This is a genomic window from Sphingopyxis witflariensis (assembly GCF_002205635.1).
GTDB lineage: Bacteria > Pseudomonadota > Alphaproteobacteria > Sphingomonadales > Sphingomonadaceae > Sphingopyxis > Sphingopyxis witflariensis.
In genome coordinates this window covers 368,291-390,657 of the sequence record NZ_NISJ01000001.1, presented here as the reverse complement: position 1 = coordinate 390,657, position 22,367 = coordinate 368,291, and the positions used below count along the sequence as shown (strand labels likewise).

The following is a 22,367-nucleotide window of genomic DNA, read 5'->3' as shown; positions in this document are numbered from 1 at the left end:
TTAATGCGCTGCCGCGCTGTCAGGGGGCGTAGGCTCCTGACCGTGTCGGGTTCGCTGCTGTGCATCGGCTGGGCCGGCGCCGCCCTTGGCCAGGATGTTCAGCCGCCGAAGGTCGTGCCGACGCTGGAGCAGCCGGTACCGGACGATATTGCCGCACCAACCCCGCCGCCGCCCGAGGTGCAGCTTCCCGAGGTCGCGCCGATCATCGAGGACGAGGAGTTTCGCAAGGCGATCCCGCCGATCAGCGCCGAAGATGACGCCGAACTCGACCGTCCGCTCGAATCGATCGCCGACTTTGAAAAGCGTCAGGCGGCGGAAGCCATCAAGACGGACGGAACGACCGCTACCAACGCGACGGAAGCCGTTGTGGAAACCGGGCCGCCGTTGATCGACGGCGTACCGATCCCGGCGCTTGCCGATGGCGATGCGGTCGAAGCAATCGGTGACGCGCCGATTACCGACAGTGAACTCGCCGCGCCGCTGCCTCCGCTCGACAGCTTTGACGTCGAGCCGGTGCAATTCGCCGAGGCAGAGGATGATGAAGCGAACCGCAGCATTGCCTATCTGGTCAAGGTCAATGGGCTCGCGACGGCCGATGACAGCACCGACGCCAATCTAGCCAACCTGTTCGGCGAATTGTCGGCGCTCTATGACGGTGATGGCAAGGCCGACAACGCGGCGATGGTCCGTGCCCGGCTGGCAGCCGACGGCGATTTGATGCAGCGCATCCTGGCGTCGGAGGGCTATTATGACGCGCAGGTCGCGACGCGTGTCGATCGCGAGGCGCGCGCGGGCGGCGAACGCGGGCAGTCGCTCACCGCGGTCATCGATGTCACGCCGGGCGTGCGCTACACATTTTCCGACATCATTATCGACGCCAAGCCGACGGTTCCGCCGGCGCTGATCGCGGACAATTTCCCGCTGAGCATCGGCGAGCCGATCGTCGCCGAGCGCGTTCAGGGCGCCGAAGCTGCGATTGCGTTGAAGCTGCCCGAGGAGGGCTATCCCTTTGCCAAGGTCGGACAGCGTGACATCTTGCTCGACGGCGCGACGGGCGACGGCGTCTATACGCTGCCCGTCGATATCGGGACGCGTGCGCGCTTCGGCAGTATCGAGACAACGGGAAAGCTCGCCTTTGATGCCGAACATGTCGGCGTACTCGCGCGTTTCAAGCGCGGCGATCTATACGATAGCCGCAAGGTCGACGATCTGCGCCAGGCACTGGTCGCCACCGGCCTGTTCGCGACGGTTTCGGCCGAAGCGCAGCCCACGGGGGAAAGCGCCGGGGATGATACCCAATATGTGAATATGCTGGTCACTCAGCAAGCCGGGCCGCCGCGCACGATCGCCGCGAGCGCGGGCTATGGGACTGGCGAGGGGATTCGGCTCGAGGGCAGCTGGACCCGCCGCAATTTCCTGCCGCCCGAAGGCGCGCTGATCGGGCGCGGGCTGATCGGGACGAAGGAGCAGGGGCTGAGTGCGACCTTGCGCCGTTCTAATGCCGGGCGTCGCGACCGGACGCTCGAGTTGATCACAGACATTACGCGCAGCAATTATGACGCGTTCGAGGCGATCACAGGCCGCGTCGCGGCACGGGTCAGCTATGATTCGACGCCGATCTGGCAGAAAAAGCTGACCTATTCCTATGGCGTCGAACTGCTTGCGACCCGCGAAGATGATTATGATTTCAACCTCGGCGCGCGCAGCCGCGATTTCTATACGATATTGGGCGTGTCCGGGCAGGTCGGGATCGATCGCACCGACAGCCTGCTCGACCCGACCAAGGGGTTTCGTGTAACTGCGCTGGTTCAGCCCGAAGGGTCGCTGGCGGGAAGTTTCTCTCCCTATGCGCGCGGGCGGCTCGACGTCAGCGGCTATTATCCGGTGACCGACAGCATCGTGCTTGCCGGACGCGTTCGCGTGGGATCTATCTTTGGCGCGGCGCGCGAGCGGCTGGCGCCGTCGCGGCGCTTCTATGCCGGCGGCGGCGGATCGGTGCGCGGCTTTGGCTATCAGCAGCTTGGCCCCAAGGACCCCAATCTCGACCCGATCGGTGGGCGCAGCGTCAATGAGGCCGCTGTCGAGGCGCGCTATCGCTTCGGCAATTTCGGTGTTGTCGGCTTCGTCGATGCGGGGCAGGTTTATCGCGGTTCGACCCCCAATTTCTCTAACATGCGTTATGGGGCGGGGATCGGCGGGCGTTTCTATACCAATTTCGGTCCGATGCGGCTCGACCTTGCGACCCCAATCAACCGCCAGCCGGGTGAATCGCGGATCAGCGTCTATGTCTCGATCGGCCAGGCCTTCTGATGGCCGAGGACGCGCCTTTGGTCGCCGAGGAAGCGAAAGCGCCAGGGCGTTCGTGGCCATGGCGAATTCTGCGCGGGATCGGCATTGCGCTGCTCGGCCTCGTCCTGCTTGTCGCGCTGTTCCTCGTCGGGTTGAACAGCGACGCGGGGCGCCGGTTCGTCGTTACCCAGATCGAAAAATATGAATTCGAAAACGGGATGAAGATCGGCATCGGCCGGCTCGACGGGTCGCTTTTCGGGGCAATGGTCGTCCGAAATCTGACCCTCTCCGATACCAAGGGTGTGTTCGTCGCCTCGCCCGAGGTTCGCGTCGACTGGCGTCCCTTCGCCTATTTGTCGAACCATATCGATGTTCGCTCGGCGACCGCGCAGACGGTGACTATGCAGCGGATACCCGAATTCAAAGTGGTGCCCGACAACGGTGAGCCGCTGCTGCCAGATATCGACATCGACGTTCGCATGGTGCGCGTTGATCGCCTGATTTTCGAACCCGCTGTCGCCGGCGAACGCCAGGAAGCGCGCCTCAATGGCAAGATCGCGATCGCCGACCGCCGCGCGCAGGTGACCGCCAACGCTGAAACCATCGGCGCGAAAGCAAAGGGCGACAAGCTCGCCTTGTTGCTCGATGCGGTACCCGAAGCCAATCGCTTCAACGTGACGCTTGACCTTAATGCGCCGCAGGGCGGGGTACTCGCCGCGATGGGCGGGTTCAAGGAACCGCTGGTGGCCAAGCTTGAGGGGCGCGGCGACTGGAAGGTCTGGAACGGCAATCTGGTCGCCGATCTGGGCGCGGGCCCGCTGGCGCGTCTCGCACTGACCGGCCGCGACGGGACTTTCGCGGCCAAGGGGACGACGCAGGTTTCGCGCTTCTTCACCGGCCCGACTGCTGGACTGCTTGGCCCGCAGACCGATGTCGATCTCACTGCGAAGCTTGATGAGCGCAAAGCCGCCCTCGACGGACGGGTTTCGTCCGATGCGTTTCAGCTCGGGATCAGCGGCGGGGTCGATCTGGGCGCCAGCCGTTACGAGGACCTCCGGCTCGCCTTCAATCTGCTCCGCCCGTCGGCCGTCGCACCGGCAGTCCGCGCCAACGGCGTGCGCGCGACCGCGCGGCTCGATGGCGCTTTCGCACTCCCGACGGTTCAATATACCGCCGATGCCAATATGCTCGCGGTCAACGATATTGTCGTCGAGGCGATCAGCCTCGCGGGCAACGCGCGCGTCGATCCCGACAAGATCCTCATTCCGGTCGCAGGCCGCGTGGCGCGGATTCGCGGGCTCGATACGGTCGCGGGCGGGACGTTGACCGCGGTGCGGCTCGACGGTGAACTTGCCTATGCAAATGGCCGCATCCTCAGCGACAATATGCGGCTGCGCTCGCCGCGCATCGATGCCAAGGCCATATTGATCGCCGACATGAATCGCGGCTTCTATACCGGCGCGATCGACGGGCGGATCAACGATTATCGCATCGAAAGCGTGGGCATTTTCGACATCAACACCGATGTGAAGCTGGAAACGGCGCCGCGCGGCGGCTTTGCGATCGCGGGCAGGGTGCGCGCGCGTTCGACCAAATTGTTCAATTCGGGCGTGCGCGATTTTCTGGGCGGCAATGCTGTGGCGTCGAGCGATGTGCGATATGGCACCGACGGCATCATTCGCTTTAGCAATCTTCGGATGACGGCACCTTTGCTGCGCGTTACCAGCGGGCAGGGCAGCTATAACCCCGATGGTCGGGTGCAACTGAGCGCGCGCGCCAACTCGACCGAATATGGCCCGGTGGGTGTCGAGCTTGCGGGCACGATCACCGATCCGCGCGCGACGGTGACCGCGGCGCGTCCGGGGCTGGGCATCGGGCTCGCCAATCTGGTCGCACGGATCACTGGCGCGAAGAATGGCTATCGTCTCGCCGCGACCGGCGAGACCGACTATGGCCCGCTGTCGGCCGATGTCGTGCTACTCATGGCCTCCGGCCCTATGACGATCGATATCGAACGCGGCGACCTGTCGGGGATCGGTTTCAACGGACGGCTTGTGCGCAGCGACGCAGGGCCGTTCGTCGGCCAACTCAATGCATCGGGACAGGGGCTGGGCGGCCTCGTGCGGTTGAGCGCCGCAGGTCAATATCAGGCGGCGGCGATCAATATCCGCGCCAATAATGTCGTGCTGCCCGGCGCCGCACAGCTCGCACTGGGCGCGGCGGTCGTCGACGCCGATGTCACGCTTTACGATACGCCGCATGTGGTCGCCGACATCCAGATTGCCGACACCCGTATCCGCAACTTCGACATTGCGGTCGGACGGGTCAAGATCGACTATCGCGATGGCAGCGGCAAAGCGCAGGCGCTGGTCGAAGGAACGAGCGGCGTCCCCTTCCGCGTCGCGTTGAACGCCGATCTCAAGCCCGAATTGTGGCGCGCTTCGGTGCAGGGGCGCGCGACCGGGATCAATTTCCGCACAACCTCGCCGGCACGGATCATTCCCGGCAAGGACGGCTATGAGCTTTTGCCGACTGCGGTCAATCTGGGGCGCGGCAGCAATGCGCGGATCGCAGGGCGGTATGGCGATGGCGGGGTCATGCTGCAGAGTCGGCTCGAGCGCGTCAACATGGCAATCCTCAACGCGATATATCCCGACATGGGACTGGGCGGGCGCGCGACGGGCAGCCTCGATTTCGAACAGACGAGCAGCGAGGCCTTTCCGCGCGCCGATGCGCGGCTGACCGTCACCGATTTTACACGCACCACCGCGGCATCGGTGAGCCAGCCGGTCGACGTCAATTTCGTCGGCAAGCTGCTGAGCGACGGCGGTGAGGCGCGCGCAGTGATGCGGCGGCGCGGCACCGTGATCGGCCGGATGCAGGCGTCGCTGCGCCCGCTCGACGCCGGCGCCGGGGACTGGACGACGCGGCTTCAGGCGGCGCCGCTCGGTGGCGGTATTCGTTATAATGGCCCTGCCGACACGCTCTATTCCTTCTTTGGTCCCGCAGGTCAGCATGTGGCGGGGCCGATTGCCGTTGCCGCCGATTTCAGCTGCCGCCTGTCCAACCCGTGCCTGCAAGGGGTCGTGCGCGGCAAGGACATGACCTATGACAATCAGGCCTATGGCACGCGGCTGACCAAGATGGCGATCAACGGCCGCTTCGATGGTAGCCGGCTCGAGATTGACGAGTTGACCGCGACCGCGGGCGAGGGAAGCGTCAAGGCGAAGGGCTATATCAGCCTTGCGGCCGATCAGGGCTATCCGATGAACATCGCTGCGACCCTCGACAATGCCCGGCTGGCGCGCAGCGAGAATATCGCGGCGCGCGCGACGGGCAATCTGACACTGGAAAAGGTCGCGGGACAGGCGGCGCTATTGTCCGGTGACCTCCAGCTTCCCGAAACGCGCTATCGCATCGTACGCGCAACTGCCGCGACGGTGCCCGCGCTGACCGGAATCCGGCGCAAGGCGGCCACAGGCCGGACGCGTGTCAGCGGCGACGGCCTTGCTGCGGTCGGCGGCAGTCTGTTCGACCTCATCCGGCTCGATATTCGCCTGCGCGCCAAGGATGAAATCTATGTCTCGGGCATGGGTCTGGAATCCGAATGGCAGGCTGATATTAATCTACAGGGCACGACCGAGGCGCCGCGCGTCACCGGCGACATCGAACTGGTGCGCGGGACGCTGGGCTTTGCCGGCCGGTCGTTCAATCTGGAGGAAGGGCGGATCAACTTCCCGACCGGCGATGCCTATGATCCGGCGATCCGGCTGCTTGCGTCGGACACGATCGAGACTGTGACGGTGAACGTCAATGTCTCTGGCCGCGCGCAGAACCCGCAGATTACCTTCTCGAGCGTTCCGGGGCTACCGCAGGACGAGATCGTCTCGCGCATCCTGTTCGGCGATTCGATCACTGAGCTGTCGCCGATCCAGGCGGTGCAGCTCGCCGCGTCTCTCAACGCGCTGCGCGGAAGCGGCGGGTTGAGCCCGCTTGGCGCGCTGCAATCGGCGGCGGGGATCGATCGCCTGCGCATACTAGGCGCCGACGACACCGAGGGGCGCGGCACGGCGATCGCGGCGGGGCAGTATATCTCCAAGGATATTTATCTGGAGATCATCACCGACGGGAAGGGCTATACCGCGACGCAGCTGGAAATCAGCCTGACGCGCGCGCTGTCGATACTCAGCCAGGCGGGCGGATCGGGGCAGACGAACGTCAGCGTCCGCTATCGCAAGGATTATTGATGCGCCGCTTGGGTCTGCTGCTCGTTCCGCTTTTGCTCCTCTCCGCGTGCGAGAAAGAACCCGATTTCGACGAACGATACGACAAGACTGCAAAAGAGATTGAGGCGCGGGCGAAGGCGATGGACACCGATATCGCCAAATCCGAGGTTGGCGAGGTGAACGGGGCTGCCGCGGCACCGGAAGACTTGCCACCGCCAGCCAAGCCGTCTAACGCCGCCCCGTCATCTGGGGAGTAGCCAGCCGTCGTTCGCGACGGGCCATCGTGTCAACATACTCGGTCGAGAGGCCGTGGTGCGGTGGAAGCGGGAAACCGCTTGGGCGAGACCAATGGCATCGCACCTTTCGTCCAGGCCGGGCGGCGGGTAGCGATGACCGTTGGAATTCGCCGCCGCCCGGCCCCGGAGTATGTTCATGGAAGCCATTTTCACCTCGACCGCGGTCGTCGCCCTCGCCGAAATCGGCGACAAGACGCAATTGCTCGCGATTCTGCTCGCGACGCGGTTCAACCGGCCGGTGCCGATCATATTGGGCATATTGTTCGCGACGCTTGCCAACCATGCGCTAGCGGCGCTGCTCGGCGCGCAGGCTGCGGCTTTCCTCGACAGCCCGATCTTTCGCTATGCGATTGGCGCCTCGTTCATCGCGATGGCGGCGTGGACGCTTGTCCCCGACAAATTCGACGATGATGATGCGCCCAAGCCGCGGTTCGGCGCCTTTCTGACGACGCTAGTTGCCTTCTTCCTCGTCGAAATGGGCGACAAGACGCAGATCGCGACGATCGCGCTCGGCGCCCAATATCACAACGTCATTGCGGTCACGACGGGGACGACGCTGGGCATGATGATCGCCAATGTTCCGGCTATCTTCCTGGGTCATGAACTGCTGAAGCGCGTTGATCTCGCCAAGGTTCGCATGGTCGCGGCGACGCTGTTCCTGGTGATTGGCCTGTGGGTGTTGGCGCAGACCGCCGGCTGGTTCGGCTAAGCTCCTTCGAGCGGGCGCGGGGCTATGCCTTGGTGTTGCGCATGGCGCGCGCCCGTTCGAAGGTCCAGCTGGAGGCGCACATGGCGTCGAGCCCGCGGCTCGCCTCCCACGCCAGCTCGGCCTTGGCCTTGTCGGGACTGGCAAAGCAGCTTGCGACGTCCCCGGCGCGGCGGGGGGAAAGCCGATAGGGGACTTTGACCGCGTTCACCCGCTCGAAGGCGGCAACCATGTCGAGCACTGAATAGCCTTGCCCGGTTCCCAGGTTCCAGATCGACAGCGGCCGATCGAGTTTCGCAAGGGCACCCAGCGCGGCGGCATGGCCTGCCGCGAGATCGAGGATGTGGACATAGTCGCGAACCCCGGTGCCGTCGGGCGTGTCATAATCGGCGCCGAACACCGACAGTTCGGGCAGGCGCCCACCTGCGACGCGGCTGATATAAGGCATCAGGTTATTGGGAATGCCGTTTGGATCCTCGCCAATCATCCCGCTGTCATGCGCACCGACGGGGTTGAAATAGCGCAGGATGCCGATGCGCCATGCCGGGTCGGCGGCGGCGATGTCGGCGAGCATCTCTTCGATCATCAGCTTCGTCCGGCCGTAGGGATTGGTCGCCGAGGTCGGATGGTTTTCGTCGAGCGGCAGATATTGCGGCTGCCCATAGACAGTCGCGCTTGACGAGAAGACCAGTGTCTTGACCGCACAGTCGGCCATCGCCCCGACCAGCGCCAGCGTCCCGACGACATTATTGTCATAATAGCGGACCGGATCGGCGACCGATTCACCGACCGCCTTCAGCCCGGCGAAATGGACGACCGCTTCGACGCCATGATCGGTCATGGCCTGTCGAAGCCCGTCACCGTCGCGGATGTCGCCGACGACCAGCGGGAAAGACGCGCCGCTGATGCTTTCCACCCGTTCGATCACATCGGCCGAGCTGTTCGACAGATTGTCGAAGCAGACGAGCTCGTGGCCCAGTGCGGCCAGCGCCACGGCCGTGTGGCTGCCGATATATCCAGCGCCGCCTGTCAGTAGGATTTTCATCTTTTCCGCCCGTTTGAGGTGTATCGGTGCGGCTATACCACCCAGCGCGCGGGCAACGCAAAAATCTTGTAAAATCAGGCAGCCGGACCGGCGGATGTTGCGGCATGGTCCAACCGGTGGCAGGCTCCGTGGATGAACTATGCCTATCTCGCGCTGGCGATCCTCGCCGAGGTTGTTGCGACCTCGTGTCTCAAATGGTCCGAAGGTTTCACGAAGCTGTGGCCGTCGGTCGTGACCGTCGCCGGCTATGGTATCGCCTTTTATTTCCTGTCGCTGACGCTTCGGACCATCCCGACCGGGATCGCCTATGCGATCTGGTCGGGGGTCGGGGTCGTGTTGATCGTTGCGGTCGCCTGGCTGTTCCAAGGCCAGAAGCTCGACGCGCCGGCGATCGCGGGCATTGGGCTCATCGTTGCCGGTGTTGCGGTAATGAACCTGTTTTCAAAGGCTATGGTGCATTGATCGCTGCGGTCTCGTTCAAGAAGCCGCAGCCCGCCATCAGCCGTTCGACTTAGGCGTCACCCAGATATAGACCGGCGTAGCAAACTTGCCCGGTGCGGGTTTGCCGATGTCGATGCGCTCGGCGGAAACTTGTTCGCCGCTCTCGAGATGGAAGGTCACCCAGGGCTTCGGCATGCGCTCGAAGCTCAATTTCTGGATGGGCTGACCGGTGGTCGTGTTCATGATCGTGGCAGTGATACTCATCGCGCGTCGGTAGCGATGGAGGCGCTGATTCGTCCACCCCGAAGACGACAGTTTATGCTGGCGCGGCGGCCGGCATCTGGATCAGGTTGAGGAAGCTCATCGCGACTTCGCCGCGCTGGTTGGTGACGGTCATCTTCATTTCGATCGTCCCGCGATCGGGCTTTGATCGCGACCGGGTCACCGCGATGATTTCGCGGTGGATGCTCAGCGTGTCGCCGGGGCGCACGGCGGTCAGCCATTGCAGCGCATCGACCCGCAGCCCGAGCAACGGGGTCGCACCGAACGGCTGCTTTTCGACGAAATCGCGCATCACGAGCGAGGCGACATGCCAACCGCTCGCGATGATCCCGCCAAAGCGCCCTTCAGCGGAGGAGATGGGATCGAGATGCATGGGCTGCGGGTCAAATTCCGCCGCGAATTTGATGATCGCATCTTCGCTCACGAAAATCGGGCCACCGGTCCAGACGTCGCCGACGTGGAGATCCTCCAGATAGAGCGAGCGATTTTGCATATTGAGTTCCTGTCATTTGGTTTTGGACCGGCCCTTTTGTCGTGAGCGGCCGCGTGATCGCGCCGATCTAGGGACGCATTGCAGCGCAGGCAATCCGGCAGGGCGCGTTTCGGGGAGGCTCAGTCCTTCGACGACAACGCGGTCCGAAGTGACGATGACGGGGCAGGGGCGCCGCTGCGCTCGAGTTGGTCGAGCGTCGCGCGCGCCATAGCGCGATAGGCGGGCAAGAGTTCGGGACAATCGCGCTTGAGTGCGTCCAGATGGTTGCCGATGGTTTCGCCGTCGCCGCGCAGCAACGGGCCGGATAGCGCACCAAAGCCATGCTCCAGGCTGTTCTCGAGCGCCGCGCGGACCAGCGGAGCGACAAGCGCATGAGGATCGTCGACGCCCGCGCGCGTGAGAGCGTGCGCAGCCCCGCTGATCAGCGTGACGAGATGGTTCGCGGCGTGGCACAGCGCGGCATGATAGAGCGGACGGTGTTCCTCGCGGATTTCGACCGCGACGCCGCCCAGCAGGCGCACGACCTGCCTGGCCTGCGCGGTCGCATCCGCACTCGACCCGGTGATAGCAAAGCGCGCGCCAATCATGCGCGCGACTTCATTTTGCGGGTCGCCGGTAAAGGTCATGACGGGATGGATTGCCGCCGTCGCGGCGCCGGCTGCGTGCAGCGGATCGAGGATTTCTGCGCCGCTCCGGCCGCTGACATGAAAGATGAACGGGGCGGAGCCGGTCGGCGCAAATGCGGCGATTTCGGCAACGACAGGGGCGATCGCGTCATCGGATACGGCGATGGCGATAAGGTCGCTGGCCCGGACCAGCGCCTCGATCCGATCCGAGGCGACGGCGCTGCCGATTTGATCGACCGCAGTGCGCGCGCTGCCCGCGGACCGCGCCCAGAGCAGCGGCGACGCCGCCGAATGGGGCGCAAGCGCGAGAGCAAGGGCGCGGGCGACCCGGCCGGCGCCGATGACGCCGATCTGGCGATAGGTCGGGCTATCCGTCATGCTGCGCCTCTAGCGCGATCGGTGCTGTCCTGCCAGCGGCGACCGGTTCATCCGTCGCGGCGGTACACATAGCCAAGGCCGCGTTAAAGCGAAACGCGCCTGAATTCAGGATCCGCCGATCGAGAGGTCGCCTTTGATCTCGCCGGGGCGCAACGTGCTCACCAACTGGATGAAGCTGCGCCGCGCGATGATTTCCAGCATCGGCATTTGCGCGCGCCACGGCTTTTCATAGCCGGCGAACATCGTCATCCCTTCCATCGAGGCCGAAATGAACAGCGCCAATATCTTGCGCTCATCTTCGGGAAGCGCCGGGTTGATCTCGCCGATCAGTTCATTGAGCGACACGCGTGCGCGGTCGTAAAGTTCGTTCATCCGGTCGTATACAAAGGGGTCGTGGTTCGCCATCGCCCATAGCTCGGGGAAGAAGCGCGTCGTCTTTTTCGTCGTGATGTCCTCGAGGATCAGCATCACCAGATTTTCGAGTCGTGCCTCGGCGGTCGCACCGGCCTCATGGACGATCTCGTCGAATGATTCCTCATAGCTGCTGATCACTGCGTTGAGCAGTTCGCGGATCAGCTCTTCCTTCGACCGGAAATAATAGTTCAGGTTGCCGACGTTCATCCCCGACTCGGTGGCGATGCGGCGCAGCGTCAGCGCGGCCGATCCATGGTTCACCAACAGCGCCAGTGCCGAGCGCAAAATATGCTCAAAGCCGTCCTGGCCGCGGGCATAGCCCCCGGTGCGCGGGGTGATTTTCAAATCGGGAACAATGAAATTCGTCAAGTTTCTGTGGCCTTTCGGGGGCCTAGTTAACCGTCTCTCGCTCCTTGGACAAGTGACCTAATTTTTACGATTGACTAAATTTGGACAAGTGAACAATATTATCCCGAATCGGCCATCAGAGCCATCAACACCAGATCAGGGAGAGTGAGGATGCAGTGCATCGCACGTGGGGCGGCCTTTGCCCTTTTGATGGCATCGGCCAGCGTGTCAGCAGCAGCGGACTACCCGCAGCCGCTGGCCGAAGAGCCGGTGCCGTCAGTCGCCGAACTGCCTGCCGATTATCCCGACAGCTGGGTTTTGGTGCATGACCTGCATTTCAACAGCCTGCCCGACGGGCGCGCGGCGGTCGTCGACGTCGCTGCCGAAAACCATCATGTGCGCGGGCAGATACCGGTCGCGCAGTTCGGCAATATCCTGCCATCGACGACGCGCGGCGAAATCTATGTCGGCGAGACTTTCCTGTCGCGGCTGACCCGCGGCGAGCGCACCGACGTCATCACCATCTGGGATACGAAGACGCTGGCGCCGAAGGGGGAGATCATTCTTCCCGGCGCCAAACGCGGCCTTTTCGTCACTCTGCGCAACAGCCTGCAACTGACGAATGATGAAAAATGGGCGCTGGTGTTCAACTTCACCCCCGGATCGTCGGTGACGGTGGTTGATCTCGACGGGCGCAAAATCCTGTCCGACATCGAACTGCCGGGCTGTTCGCTGGTCTATCCGACCGGACCGCGGGGTTTCACGTCGCTCTGCGCTGACGGGACGATGACCAGCATCACTCTCGACGCAGCGGGCAAGGCGGGCGAAACCGTCACGAGCTCGGCGTTCAACAATATCGACGACGACCCGCTGTTCATGACCCCCGCGATGGTCGGGAAGACCGCCTGGTTCGCCAGTTTCAAGGGCGGTATTCGCGGGATCGATTTCTCAGGAACCGCTGCGCGCGATCTGGGCGCTTTTCAGATCCCCACCCAGCCCGGCGGCGAACCCGAATCGCGGCCGGGCGGGTGGCAGGTCATCTCCTCCGACCGTGCCGGACGGCTGTATGTGCTGATGAACCCCAAAGGCGGCGAAGGGTCGCACAAGGATGGCGGCACCGAGGCGTGGGTGATCGACCCGGCGACCCGGACCGTCGTCCGCCGCATTGCGCTCAAAAACCACAGCGTGTCGATCGAGGCGACCCAGCAGGCCGCGCCGCTGCTCGTCGCCTCGCGCCCCGACGGATCGCTCGACGTCTATGATGCGGCGAGCGGCGCTTTCGTTCGCACGATCGTCGACGTCGCGCATGACCCGATGACGATGACGGCGTCGCGCTGATGGCGATCATCACCTCCGCCCTGACCCTTTTCCTCGCCGCCGTGCTGGGCGTTGCGGCGGCGCACAAGCTCGCCGAGCGCGGCCGGTTGGCGCAGGCCACCGCCGGCCTGTTGCGGATCGATGCCGCAATCGCGATGCCGCTGACGATGGCCGCCGCGACGATCGAGGCGGCCGCCGCGCTCGCGCTGCTCTTTCCGGCGTCGCGTCCCGCCGGGGCCCTGCTCGCGGCGCTACTGTGGGCCGGATATGGCGCAGCGCTGTTCGCCGCTCGTCGCCGCGGCGATACCGCCATGGACTGCGGCTGCGACTTTGGCGCGCGGCCCAATGGCATCGGGCGCTTCGTCGTCGGACGTGCCTTCGCTTTGTCCGCCGCCGCGCTCGCGCTTCTTCTCTCTCCCGCCGGGGGCGGTGCAATCGACAGTCAGTCGATCTTCGCCGCCCTCGCTTTTCTCGCGCTGCTCTTTGCGGCGGGCGAGATTGCCCATCTTCCCATCAGGAGTGCCGCACGATGACCGGCTTTGTTTTCGCTTCGCAAATTTTGCTGTGGATCGCGGTTGCGGTGCTCGCCGTCCTCGTCGCGGCGCTCGCCCGGCAGGTCGGGGTGCTCCACGAACGTAGCGCCCCGGCGGGCGCCCTGACGCTGCACCAAAAGGTCAATGTCGGCGACACCGCGCCCGAAATGACGCTCGAAACGCTCGACGGGACGCAGGTCGTCATCGGCGGCAAGCGCCATCGGCGCGGGCAGCTGATCTTCTTCCTCTCGCCCGACTGCCCGGTCTGCAAGACCCTTCTGCCGGTGGTCCGCTCGGCACGCGGGGCGGAGCGCGGCTGGCTCGACGTGGTGTTGGCCAGCGACGGCGATGCCGCCGCGCATCGCCGGCTGGTGATGGCCGAGGGGCTGGCGGGTTTCGATTATGTCCTGTCCGAAGATCTGGGCCGCAAGCTGGGCGTGTCGAAGCTGCCCTATGCGGTGCTGATCGACGAAGAGGGGCGCATCGCCTCGCTCGGCCTCGTCAACAATCGCGAGCATCTGGAAAGCCTGTTCGAGGCCAAGGAACGCCGCGTCGCCTCCATTCAGGAATATCTCGCACGCGGCTGAGCCGCGCGGCCCGACAAGAAGGGGACATATATGTCGCGTCTGGACAAATTTTCCGAAACCGTCACGCGCCAGGTGGCACGCGCCACATCGCGGCGCAGCCTGCTGACGCTGATCGGCGGGGCGATCACCGGGGCGGCGACGCTTCCCGTGCTGCCGGTCGCCCGCGCCCAGACCCATGGGGGAGGGCATGGCGGCGGGAGCGGCGATCATATCGCGCCGCAAACCACCGGCAATCCGCAGGATCCGGGCGACCAGACCCAGTGCGATTATTGGCGTTATTGCGCGATCGACGGCTTTTTGTGCAGCTGCTGCGGCGGCACCGCGAGCACATGCCCGCCGGGGACCGAAATGTCGCCGATTACCTGGATCGGCACCTGTCAGAACCCCGCCGACAACCGGGCCTATATCATCAGTTACAATGACTGCTGCGGCAAATCCTCGTGCGGGCGCTGCCTGTGCAACCGCAATGAGCGCGACCGGCCGATGGTGCGTCCGCAGGCCAACAACGACATCAACTGGTGCCTCGGAACGTCGAGCGCGATCTATAATTGCTCGACCGCGGTGATCCTCGGTGTCGCGCTGGAGCAGAAATGATGCGGCGCGCCGCTACATTGTTGGCGCTGGCCGGGTTGGTTGCGGGCGCGCAGGTCGCGCGCGCCGATGACGGGGCCACGATCTACAAACGCTGCGCTGCCTGTCATCTCGCCGATGGCGCGGGTGTGCCGGGTGCCTTTCCGTCGTTGAAGGTCGATACCAAGGCGCTCGCCGCAACCCCCGCGGGACGCCGCTATCTGGCGCTCGCGGTGATCCGCGGGGTGTCGGGGCCGCTGACCGTCGGAGGAAAGGCCTATCGCGGAACCATGCCCGCGCAGGCGGGGCTCAATGATGCGCAGGTCGCGGCGGTGCTCAACCATGTGGTGAAAGGCTCGTCGGCGCGAGCGTTCACGCCGCGCGAAGTCGCGGGATACCGCGCCGGCGGATCGGCGCTCAACGGCGCGGCGGTCGCCCGCCTGCGGCCGGGCAGCGCCGCGAAATGAAGTGGCTGGCCGTCTCGGCGCTGATCGTGGCGACCGGAGCGGCGGTGACGGCGCCGGCCTTCGGCGGGGTGGAGGCGATGCCGGGCGTCGCCGATCCGCTGCGCGCACGGCAGAACTGGATATTGCAATGCCAGGGCTGTCACCGCGCCGATGCGACGGGAACGCCGCAGACGACGCCGACGATGGCGGGGGTAGTGGCGCAATTTCTGCACGTCCCCGGTGGGCGCGAATATCTGGGGGAGGTGCCGGGTGTCGCCACGGCCGCGTTGTCCGATGCCGCGCTGGCTGAGGTGCTGAACTGGTCGCTGATCCGCTTTGATCCGGGGCATGTGCCCGCTGACTTCACGCCCTACACGCCCGCCGAAATCGGACGTTTGCGAAAAAAACCTTTGCGGACCGAAGCGGCGACGGTGCGGGCGGATCTGCTCGCGCGCTTCGGCGCCACCAACGAAACAACCAAAAAAACAGGGGAGGATATCCAATGACCAAGATGACAGAGCGCCGTGCGGCGCGCTCCATGGCACTGCTGCTACTCGCCGGGGCGTCGGTTCCGGCGCTGGCGCAAGAAACGCCCCTCCCGCGATTGCGGATGGCACCGACATTGTCGTGACCGCGCAGAAACGAGCCGAACGCTTGCAGGACGTGCCGATCGCGGTCAGCGCGCTCGGCGGCGATGCGCTTGAACGCCAGCGGGTGACGCAGGCCGATGAGCTGGCGGGCAAGATCGTCAATCTGCAGCTCACCTCGACCGTCGGCGATAACACCCCGATTTTCGCCCTGCGGGGTGTGTCGATGTCCGACTATAGCCTCAATCAGGCGAGCCCGGTCGCAACCTATTATGACGAAGTTTACAAGGGTAACTTCGCCTTCCTCGGCGTCGCCATGTACGACCTCGAGCGCGTCGAGGTGCTGCGCGGACCGCAGGGAACGCTCTATGGCAAGAACACCACCGGCGGCGCGGTCAACCTGATCAGCCGGACGCCGGTGCTCGGCGACACCGAAGGCTATCTGAACCTCGGTTATGGCAACTATGGCCGGTACGAAGCCAATGGCGCGGTCAGCGTGCCCTTGGGCGAGACGCTCGCCGCGCGCGTCGCCTTTACCTTCGCGCGCGCTGACGGCTGGTTCAAGAACCAGCTGCCAGGCGAGCCCGATCTGGCCGGGGTGCGCGAATATGGAATTCGCGGGTCGCTGTTGTTCGAACCGTCGGACAGCGCGCGCTTTGTCCTGCGCGCCTCGACCAGTTACCAGAACCCGCGCAATTATGGCATTTACGCCCAGCCCGAGGCGATCAATCGTCCGGGGCTCGGTCGCCGCGAGATTGAGGCGAATGTCACCGAACGCCGCCGCGCGCGCACCTGGTCGGTGGCGCTGACCGGCACCGTCGATATCAGCGACAGCCTTGCGATCACCAGTGTTACCTCGTGGGACAAGGGGCGGCTGAGCTTTTACGAGGACACCGACGGCACCGCGAGCGAAACGCTTGAAATTCCTTACCTCGACCGTGCATCGCAATTTGCGCAGGATCTGCGCCTGACCAGCGATTTCGGCGGGCCGTTCAACTTCATCCTCGGCGCCTATTTCAACCGCGAGAAAGTCTATAACGAGACGACGTTTGAAATCGCCAAGGACGTCGATTCCGACGGACTGCCGGGCGTCACCGATGCCGATTGCGCAATCGGCTTTCCCCTGGGTTGCCTGTTCCGCAACAGCTTCGATCAGGTCAAGAAAAGCTATGCCGTCTATACCGACATGAGCTTTGAGTTGACCGATGCGCTGACGCTGCGCGGCGGTCTGCGCTACACGCGCGACAAGGGCACGCAGAGCGATTTCGAGGCCAATGCCTTTGGTCCGAACGAGGTGCTGGTGATGAACCTGATCCCGCTCTCGTCGCTCCATTACACCACCGAAAATCTGTCGGGGAAAATTGGCGCCGATTACAAGATCAACTCCGATGTGATGGTCTATGGCAATTACAGCCGCGGCTATCGCGCGCCGAGCTTCAACGCGCAGGCCTTTTTCGACCCGTCCGAACTGTCGGTGGCCAAGGCCGAAAAAATCGACGCCTTCGAACTCGGCGTGAAGAGCCAGTTCGCCGATCGGCGCATCACGCTGAACATGGCGGCGTTCCATTACAGCTATGCCAACCAGCAGTTCATCAACGTCGATCCCGCGACTGCGGCGCAAACATTGCTCAACATTCCGCGCTCGCGGATATTGGGCGGCGAGGCCGAGCTGACTGCGCGCGCCACCGACATGCTGACGCTGCGCGCCGGGGTCGGCATCCTCGACACGAAGATCAAGCGCGGCATGGTCAGCGGCGTTGATGTCAGCGGCAACCGCTTGTCGAACGCGCCCAAGCTCACCTTCACCGGTGGCTTCGATGCGACGGTGATGGACAATGATAGCGGCGAGATCAGCCTGCACGGCGACATTAATTATTCGTCGAACCAATATTTCGAAGTGCTCAACATCCCCCGGCTGCGGCAGAATAAATATGTCCTTCTGTCGGGGCATATCGACTGGGAATCGGGCGACGGGCGCTGGACGGCGTCGGTGTGGGGTAAGAACCTCACCAACAAATTCTACTTCACTTCACGCGTCGACCTGCTCGCCGGTTTCGGCTTCGACTATAATCATGTCGGAACGCCTCGGACGTACGGCGTGACCGTCGGCGTGAAATTCTGATCGGAGAGCGAAATGCCTGACTATAAAATGCTGATCGGCGGCAAGCTCGTCGATGGCGACAGCCAAATGGACGTCATCAACCCCGCGACCGAAGAGGTTTTCGCTACCGTCGCCCGCGCTTCCGAACGACAGGCCGACGAAGCGATTGCCGCTGCTGCCGCCGCCTTTTCATCATGGGCAGCAACCCCGATGGCCGAGCGGCGGACGAAGATCAGCGCGCTTGCCGACGCCATCGTCGCCAACAGCGATGCGCTCGCCCGCGCGCTGACGCAGGAACAGGGGAAGCCGCTCGCCGAGGCGCAGGGTGAAATCGCGTGGGCCGAGGGGTATTTGCGCCATTATGCGACGCTGGAGATCGCCGAGCGGACGATCCAGGATGATGAAAACGGGCTGATCCAGATCCGCCGCAAGCCGTTGGGCGTCGTCGCGGGGATCATCGCGTGGAATTTTCCGCTGCTCGTCGCCTGCTGGAAGATCGGGCCCGCAGTGCTTGCGGGCAACACGATCGTGCTGAAGCCCGCGCCGACAACTCCCGTCACCGCGCTGATGCTGGGCGAACTGTGCCAGACGATTTTCCCGGCGGGCGTGGTCAATATCATCGTCGATGCCAATGATCTGGGCGGCTACCTGACCGCCGATCCGCGCATCGCCAAAATCGGCTTCACCGGATCGACCGCGACGGGCAAAAAGATCATGGCGAGCGCCGCCGACGGACTGAAGCGGCTGACGCTGGAGCTGGGCGGAAACGACCCGGGGATTGTGCTCGACGACGTCGATGTCCGCGTTGCCGCGCAGGGTATTTTCAACGCGGCTTTCCTGAACTGCGGGCAGGTGTGCCTCGCGATCAAGCGCGCCTATGTTCACGACAGCATTTATGACGCGATGTGCGACGAACTCGCGCGATTGGCCGAGGCAGCGGTTGTCGACGACGGGCTGGCGCAGGGCGCGCAGATCGGGCCGATCCAGAACCGGGCGCAATATGAAAAGCTGCAGGGCTTCCTCGAACGCGCGCGTACCGACGGGACGATTATCGCGGGCGGCGAGCTGATCGATCGCGCGGGCTATTTCATGCGCCCGACGATTGTGCGCGACGTCACCGACGGCGACCAGATTGTCGACGAGGAACAGTTCGGCCCGATCCTGCCGGTGATCCGCTATTCGGACATTGACGATGTCGTCGCGCGCGCCAATGCTTCGCCTTACGGGCTGGGGGCATCGGTCTGGTCGAGCGATACCAACCGGGCGCTGGCGGTTGCAGAGCGGATTGAAAGCGGTTCGGTCTGGGTCAACCAGCATGTCGCGATCGGCCCGCATATTCCGATGGCCGGGGTCAAATCCTCCGGCCTCGGCGTTGAACAGGCGGAGGAAGGCTTGGCGGAATATACGCAATTGTCGGTGATCAATATGGCGCGTGGCGGATGAGCGAGACGTTCGTCTGGGATCCGCCGGCCCATTATAATTTCGCACGCGACACGATCGGGCGGCTCGCAGCCGAACGGCCGAATGCGCGCGCGATGCTGTGGACCGATGGATCGGGCGCGGTGATCGATCGCAGCTTTGCCGAACTGGCGGAACATTCGGCGCGCGCCGCCGCGGTACTCCGCGCGGCGGGGGTCGGGCGCGGCGATACGGTGCTGATCCTGCTGTCGCGCGAAATCGAATGGTGGGAATTGATGCTCGCCTGCCTGCGGCTCGGCGCGATCGCGTCGCCGGGGACGGTGCAGCTGACGCCAAAAGATATCGCCTATCGCCGGGCAGCGGCCGAGGCGCGCTGCATCGTCGCGGGCGCCGATGTCGCGCCGCGCGCCGATGAGGCGCTGGGCGATGCTGCGGTCACGCGCATCTATATCGGCGGTGCGCGCGCGGGTTGGACCGATTATTCGGCGGCGAAGGCCGACGCCGCTCCGCTCGACGAGATCGCCGACACCGCCTTCGACGATCCGGCGCTTTGCTATTTCACCAGCGGCACCACCGGCCAGCCCAAGATGACGATCCACGGCGCGGGCTATCCGCTGGCGCATGAGATTACGGGGCATTTCTGGCTCGACCTCGGCCCCGGCGACCTCCACTGGAATATGTCGGACACCGGCTGGGCGAAGGCGGCATGGAGCAGCCTGTTCGCGCCGTGGCTGATGGGCGCGGCGATTTTCGTCAACCATGCGCCGGGTTTCGATCCGGTTGCCGCGATGGACCTGCTCGAAGCCTATCCAGTGACAACCCTGTGCGCGCCGCCGACCGCCTATCGCATGTTCGTGCGGGCCGATCTGGAAGGCCGCACATTTCCGCATCTGCGCCACTGTGTCAGTGCGGGCGAGCCGCTGAACCCCGAGGTGATCGACCTGTGGAAGCGCGCGACCCGGCTCGATATCCACGATGGCTATGGTCAGACCGAAACCGTGCTGCTCTGCTGCAACCGTGCGGGGGCCGCGCGGCAGGGTGCGATGGGCCGTCCGGCGCCGGGCATCGATCTTGCGGTAATCGGCGATGCGGGCGAAATCCTGCCGCCCGACGAGGAAGGCGACATTGCGCTTCGCGTCGGCGAAGGGCTGCCGCCCGGCCTGTTTCTTGGCTATCGCGGCGACCCCGACCGCACCGCAAGCGTATACCGCGATGGCTGGTATCTGACCGGCGACCGCGCCACCGTCGATGCCGAGGGCTTTTTCTGGTTTGTCGGCCGCGCCGACGATGTCATCCTCTCATCGGGCTATCGCATCGGGCCGTTCGAGGTCGAAAGCGTGCTTTTCGAGCATGAAGCGGTTGCCGAAAGCGCGGTCGTTGCCAGCCCAGATCCGACCCGCGGCGAAGTGGTGAAGGCGTTCATCGTTTTGGCTGCCGGGCACAGCCCCTCCGACGAGCTGGCGAAGGCGCTTCAGGATCATGTGAAGGCCACCACCGCGCCGTATAAATATCCACGCCGCATCGAATTTGTCGACAGCCTGCCCAAGACGGTCAGCGGCAAGATAAGGCGCAAGGAATTGCGCGACGATGAGTTTAGGAAAGCCGACGCATGACCGACAGCTATGTTCGCGGCGACGATACGGCGCCGCTGATCGAGATGACGATCGGCGACCGCTTCGATCAGACGGTCGCGCGCTATCCCGATGGCGATGCACTGATCGTCCGCCATCAGAATATCCGGTGGAGCTGGAGTGATCTGCGCGTGCGCGTCGATGCTGTTGCGGCGGGACTGTTGCAGCGCGGGCTGAAACCTGGTGACCGCGTCGGCATCTGGGCGCCTAATTGCGCCGAATGGGTGATCGTCCAGTTCGCAACCGCGAAGGCGGGGCTGATCCTCGTCAACATCAACCCTGCCTATCGTGTCGCCGAACTCGACTATGCGCTGAACAAGGTCGGCTGCGCGGCGCTGATCCTCGCGCCCGCGCACAAAAGCAGCGATTATGTCGCGATGCTGGGCGAGATTGCGCCCGAGTTGAAGACTGCGACGCCGGGCGCGTTACAGGCAGCGCGACTGCCCGATCTGCGGCTCGTCGTCGTGCTGGGTGACGATGCTCATGCCGGCTGTCTGCCCTTCGCTGCACTGGCGAGCGACGATGTAGGTGTGCTCGCCGATATCGCGATCGAGCCTGGAATGCCGGTCAATATCCAGTTCACCAGCGGCACCACCGGCTTTCCCAAGGGGGCAACGCTGTCGCATCGCAACATATTGAACAACGGTGCCTTTGTCGGCGCGCGGATCGGGCTGAGCGCCGCCGACCGGCTGTGCATTCCGGTGCCGCTCTACCATTGTTTCGGGATGGTGATGGGCAACCTCGCCTGCGCCGTTCATGGCGCGACGATGGTCTATCCGTCCGAAGCCTTTGACCCGGGCGCGGTACTGGAGGCGGTCGAGGCCGAGCGCTGCACCGCGCTCTATGGCGTCCCGACGATGTTCATCGCTGCGCTGGGCCATCCCGATTTTGCGCGTTTCGACCTGTCGTCGTTGCGCACCGGGATCATGGCGGGGTCGCCGTGCCCGATGGCGGTTATGCGCGAAGTGATCGACCGCATGCATATGGATCAGGTCACGATCGCCTATGGCATGACCGAAACCAGCCCGGTGAGTTTCCAGAGCGCCACCGACGATCCGCTTGCCTTGCGCGTGTCGACCGTCGGGCGCGTCCAGCCGCACCTCGAGGTCAAACTGATCGATCTGGCGGGCGATGTCGTGGCGCGCGGCGAGACGGGCGAGCTGTGCACGCGCGGCTATTCGGTGATGCTCGGATACTGGGACGATGCCGAACGCACGGCGGATGCGATCGACGCCGACGGCTGGATGCACACCGGCGACCTCGCGGTCATCGACGAGGCGGGATATGGCCAGATCGTCGGGCGGATCAAGGATCTGGTGATCCGCGGCGGCGAGAATATCTATCCGCGCGAGGTCGAGGAGTTTCTGCTTACCCATCCGGGCATCGCCGACGTGCAGGGGGTCGGTATTCCCGACGAGAGATATGGCGAGGAATTGTGCGTCTGGATCATAGTTCGTCCCGGGGCGGCGCTCACCGAAACCGATGTGCGTGCGCATTGTCAGGGCCGCATCGCCCATTATAAAATCCCTCGCCACATCCGCTTCGTTGAGGAATTTCCGATGACCGTGACCGGCAAGGTCCAGAAATTCGCGATGCGTGAGCAGATGGTGAAGGAACTGGCCAGCTAGCGAA

Annotated in this window: 21 protein-coding genes; 16 read left to right on the top strand and 5 right to left on the bottom strand. The window is 64.3% G+C overall.

Going from position 1 to position 22,367, the window contains the following annotated elements:
* The first annotated feature begins 114 nt into the window (after window positions 1–114).
* The 4 genes from CDQ91_RS01905 to CDQ91_RS01890 all read left to right on the top strand — a co-directional run bounded on the left by CDQ91_RS01905 (window position 115) and on the right by CDQ91_RS01890 (window position 7,520).
* Window positions 115–2,310 carry an autotransporter assembly complex protein TamA gene (locus CDQ91_RS01905; protein WP_419722537.1) on the top strand — a complete coding sequence of 732 codons (2,196 nt, stop codon included), beginning with the start codon at window positions 115–117 and terminating at the stop codon, window positions 2,308–2,310.
* Window positions 2,310–6,536 (top strand): translocation/assembly module TamB domain-containing protein, encoded by a 4,227-nt coding sequence (locus CDQ91_RS01900; RefSeq protein ID WP_088471003.1) that lies wholly within the window; start codon window positions 2,310–2,312, stop codon window positions 6,534–6,536. The genes CDQ91_RS01905 and CDQ91_RS01900 overlap by 1 nt, the downstream gene beginning before the upstream one ends.
* Entirely contained in the window at window positions 6,536–6,772 is a 237-nt protein-coding gene (locus tag CDQ91_RS01895) for a hypothetical protein (RefSeq protein WP_088471002.1), read from the top strand. The genes CDQ91_RS01900 and CDQ91_RS01895 overlap by 1 nt, the downstream gene beginning before the upstream one ends.
* Window positions 6,773–6,947: 175 nt before the next feature.
* Entirely contained in the window at window positions 6,948–7,520 is a 573-nt protein-coding gene (locus tag CDQ91_RS01890; protein ID WP_088471398.1) for a TMEM165/GDT1 family protein, read from the top strand.
* Window positions 7,521–7,542: 22 nt separating this feature from the next.
* Here CDQ91_RS01890 and galE read toward each other — a convergent pair whose 3' ends face one another.
* Window positions 7,543–8,562, bottom strand: coding sequence for a UDP-glucose 4-epimerase GalE (gene galE / locus CDQ91_RS01885; RefSeq protein ID WP_088471001.1), 1,020 nt, complete (start codon window positions 8,560–8,562; stop codon window positions 7,543–7,545).
* A 132-nt stretch (window positions 8,563–8,694) separates the two neighbouring features.
* On the opposite strand from galE, the gene CDQ91_RS01880 reads away from it, so the two are divergent.
* Window positions 8,695–9,024 carry an SMR family transporter gene (locus tag CDQ91_RS01880; protein WP_088471000.1) on the top strand — a complete coding sequence of 110 codons (330 nt, stop codon included), beginning with the start codon at window positions 8,695–8,697 and terminating at the stop codon, window positions 9,022–9,024.
* A 36-nt stretch (window positions 9,025–9,060) separates the two neighbouring features.
* Here the strand turns inward: CDQ91_RS01880 and CDQ91_RS01875 are convergent, their stop codons facing one another.
* The 4 genes from CDQ91_RS01875 to CDQ91_RS01860 form a co-directional block, all read right to left on the bottom strand.
* Complete coding sequence (locus CDQ91_RS01875; RefSeq protein ID WP_174688454.1) at window positions 9,061–9,267, bottom strand: hypothetical protein; 207 nt, start codon at window positions 9,265–9,267, stop codon at window positions 9,061–9,063.
* Between the two features lie 52 nt (window positions 9,268–9,319).
* Window positions 9,320–9,778: a MaoC/PaaZ C-terminal domain-containing protein gene (locus tag CDQ91_RS01870; RefSeq protein ID WP_088470999.1), complete on the bottom strand. Its 459-nt coding sequence runs from the start codon at window positions 9,776–9,778 to the stop codon at window positions 9,320–9,322.
* Between the two features lie 119 nt (window positions 9,779–9,897).
* Window positions 9,898–10,782, bottom strand: a complete 885-nt coding sequence (locus CDQ91_RS01865; RefSeq protein ID WP_088470998.1) for a Rossmann-like and DUF2520 domain-containing protein — start codon at window positions 10,780–10,782, stop codon at window positions 9,898–9,900.
* A gap of 105 nt (window positions 10,783–10,887) precedes the next feature.
* Window positions 10,888–11,565: a TetR/AcrR family transcriptional regulator gene (locus CDQ91_RS01860; RefSeq protein WP_088470997.1), complete on the bottom strand. Its 678-nt coding sequence runs from the start codon at window positions 11,563–11,565 to the stop codon at window positions 10,888–10,890.
* A 150-nt stretch (window positions 11,566–11,715) separates the two neighbouring features.
* On the opposite strand from CDQ91_RS01860, the gene CDQ91_RS01855 reads away from it, so the two are divergent.
* Genes CDQ91_RS01855 through CDQ91_RS01810 form a run of 11 tightly spaced genes read left to right on the top strand, consistent with a single transcriptional unit; the run spans window position 11,716 to window position 22,363 of the window.
* Window positions 11,716–12,882 carry an amine dehydrogenase large subunit gene (locus CDQ91_RS01855; protein WP_164499223.1) on the top strand — a complete coding sequence of 389 codons (1,167 nt, stop codon included), beginning with the start codon at window positions 11,716–11,718 and terminating at the stop codon, window positions 12,880–12,882.
* A complete protein-coding gene (locus tag CDQ91_RS01850; protein ID WP_088470996.1) occupies window positions 12,882–13,394 on the top strand; it encodes a MauE/DoxX family redox-associated membrane protein in 513 nt (170 codons plus the stop codon). The genes CDQ91_RS01855 and CDQ91_RS01850 overlap by 1 nt, the downstream gene beginning before the upstream one ends.
* Window positions 13,391–13,981, top strand: coding sequence for a redoxin family protein (locus CDQ91_RS01845; protein ID WP_088470995.1), 591 nt, complete (start codon window positions 13,391–13,393; stop codon window positions 13,979–13,981). Before CDQ91_RS01850 ends, CDQ91_RS01845 begins: the two co-directional genes overlap by 4 nt.
* Before the next feature lie 30 nt (window positions 13,982–14,011).
* The gene (locus CDQ91_RS01840) at window positions 14,012–14,575 is read left to right on the top strand and encodes a methylamine dehydrogenase light chain (protein ID WP_088470994.1); all 564 of its coding nucleotides are present in this window, start codon (window positions 14,012–14,014) and stop codon (window positions 14,573–14,575) included.
* The gene (locus CDQ91_RS01835; protein WP_088470993.1) at window positions 14,572–15,018 is read left to right on the top strand and encodes a c-type cytochrome; all 447 of its coding nucleotides are present in this window, start codon (window positions 14,572–14,574) and stop codon (window positions 15,016–15,018) included. The genes CDQ91_RS01840 and CDQ91_RS01835 overlap by 4 nt, the downstream gene beginning before the upstream one ends.
* Complete coding sequence (locus CDQ91_RS01830) at window positions 15,015–15,503, top strand: cytochrome C (RefSeq protein ID WP_088470992.1); 489 nt, start codon at window positions 15,015–15,017, stop codon at window positions 15,501–15,503. The genes CDQ91_RS01835 and CDQ91_RS01830 overlap by 4 nt, the downstream gene beginning before the upstream one ends.
* Entirely contained in the window at window positions 15,500–15,628 is a 129-nt protein-coding gene (locus CDQ91_RS21830) for a hypothetical protein (RefSeq protein WP_272897598.1), read from the top strand. The genes CDQ91_RS01830 and CDQ91_RS21830 overlap by 4 nt, the downstream gene beginning before the upstream one ends.
* Window positions 15,625–17,706 (top strand): TonB-dependent receptor, encoded by a 2,082-nt coding sequence (locus CDQ91_RS01825; RefSeq protein ID WP_167836657.1) that lies wholly within the window; start codon window positions 15,625–15,627, stop codon window positions 17,704–17,706. The genes CDQ91_RS21830 and CDQ91_RS01825 overlap by 4 nt, the downstream gene beginning before the upstream one ends.
* 12 nt (window positions 17,707–17,718) lie before the next feature.
* Entirely contained in the window at window positions 17,719–19,128 is a 1,410-nt protein-coding gene (locus CDQ91_RS01820; RefSeq protein WP_088470990.1) for an aldehyde dehydrogenase family protein, read from the top strand.
* Complete coding sequence (locus CDQ91_RS01815; protein WP_088470989.1) at window positions 19,125–20,717, top strand: AMP-binding protein; 1,593 nt, start codon at window positions 19,125–19,127, stop codon at window positions 20,715–20,717. Before CDQ91_RS01820 ends, CDQ91_RS01815 begins: the two co-directional genes overlap by 4 nt.
* The gene (locus CDQ91_RS01810; RefSeq protein ID WP_088470988.1) at window positions 20,714–22,363 is read left to right on the top strand and encodes an AMP-binding protein; all 1,650 of its coding nucleotides are present in this window, start codon (window positions 20,714–20,716) and stop codon (window positions 22,361–22,363) included. The genes CDQ91_RS01815 and CDQ91_RS01810 overlap by 4 nt, the downstream gene beginning before the upstream one ends.
* Window positions 22,364–22,367: the final 4 nt, after the last annotated feature.